This window comes from Weissella sp. DD23, assembly GCF_001579105.1.
Classification (GTDB): Bacteria; Bacillota; Bacilli; order Lactobacillales; family Lactobacillaceae; genus Weissella; species Weissella cibaria.
This window is the reverse complement of sequence record NZ_KQ970390.1, coordinates 83229-84585: the sequence shown is the minus strand read 5'-3', so window position 1 is coordinate 84585 and position 1357 is coordinate 83229. Positions and strand designations below refer to the sequence as shown.

Annotated in this window: 1 protein-coding gene and 1 pseudogene; both read right to left on the bottom strand. The window is 40.3% G+C overall.

All coding sequences use genetic code 11. From position 1 onward, the window contains the following. Positions 1-972 (bottom strand): GGDEF domain-containing protein (locus WEIDD23_RS00390; protein WP_062358612.1); only part of this gene is annotated, 972 nt, incomplete at its 3' end. Between the two features lie 18 nt (positions 973-990). Continuing rightward, positions 991-1357: pseudogene (locus WEIDD23_RS00385) on the bottom strand (EAL domain-containing protein); the annotation flags it as partial.

Here is a 1357-nt window from a genome sequence, read left to right as displayed (position 1 = left end):
CTCCATTACCGTTGCTAAGTGCTCCGCTGCAACGTCGGCTGTTACCCCGCGAAAAACAATTACGAACTCTTCCCCCCCATAGCGGAAAACCTGTCCGTCAGCATTTCGCTGTTGCAACGTATCGTTCACCAGATTTGCAACGCGGGTTAGCACATAATCGCCCATATCATGACCGTACGTGTCATTAAATTGTTTGAACGAATCAATGTCGAACATTCCCAATGTCAACGGCAACTGCTTAACTCGGAAATAAGGCACCACTTCATTCAGCACCTTATCCAACAAACGACGATTTTTCATATTCGTTAACGGATCTGTATTTACTTCAATTTCGTAATTGTTAAAGCGGGTCACCAACTCGCGCACAAAGACGTTACCGTAATGCACAATTGTCATTAAAATCATGAACTTTAAGACAAACGCAAGTGCAAATCCATGTGGCATATCGCGGCGTACTGCTAAAACGATTAACCAAGCTGCCGCACTAAACACAAATGTCGCAACTTCATATTCAACAAACGTGTCAATGATGCGGTGGCGATTTTTACTCAGATAATAACTCACACCCAAAAATATAATTGTGCCGATGATTAACAAACCAATTCGAACATTAAAATGACTCGATACTAATAACACCGCATCGAATAACAACGTGCTAATCGTAATTGGAATAATCGTATAACGTTGGGTATCAATCATGACAAAATAAAATATGATGATTAAAATCAACGAGACATCATTCACGTAGGGATTAATCACCACTACGTCCTGTAAATCATTAAACACAATTTTGGCAATCACTAACCAGGCCACGAAATTCAAGGTATACGTAACCAGATACATTGTTTGGTTATTCATAAAACGTCGTTGCAAACCAAATTGCATGATAAAAATGACGCCAATAATCGAAGGTAAACATAGTAATTTGGCAATCATATGCTCACCAATAAATTCGTAAATTAACGTTTCCAAATGCTCAGTCCCTCCGAATTAGAATGTAATCGGTTCAACGTTTACCGGACTTGAGTAATAGAAAGATTGTTGCCGCCATGACGTTGGCAAATCTTTTATCAAATCACTATCTTCAACTCCTTCAATAACGACCTCTAAGGCCATATCATCGATGGCTGTCACAATCAAATTAATAATGTCGATGATGGTATCGATCGGTAAGAAACGCTTGAGATGCAAGACAGAAATCTTAATTCGACTAATCAGGTGTGGCACCTCAAACAAACCAGCCAACGAATTGACGCCCGCTAAGAAATCGTCAAGCACCAACTGATAGCCAAGCGCGGATAATCGTTCTAGCTGTACTTTGGGTAAGAATTCGTCGTATGCATTCGTCCGATTCAGC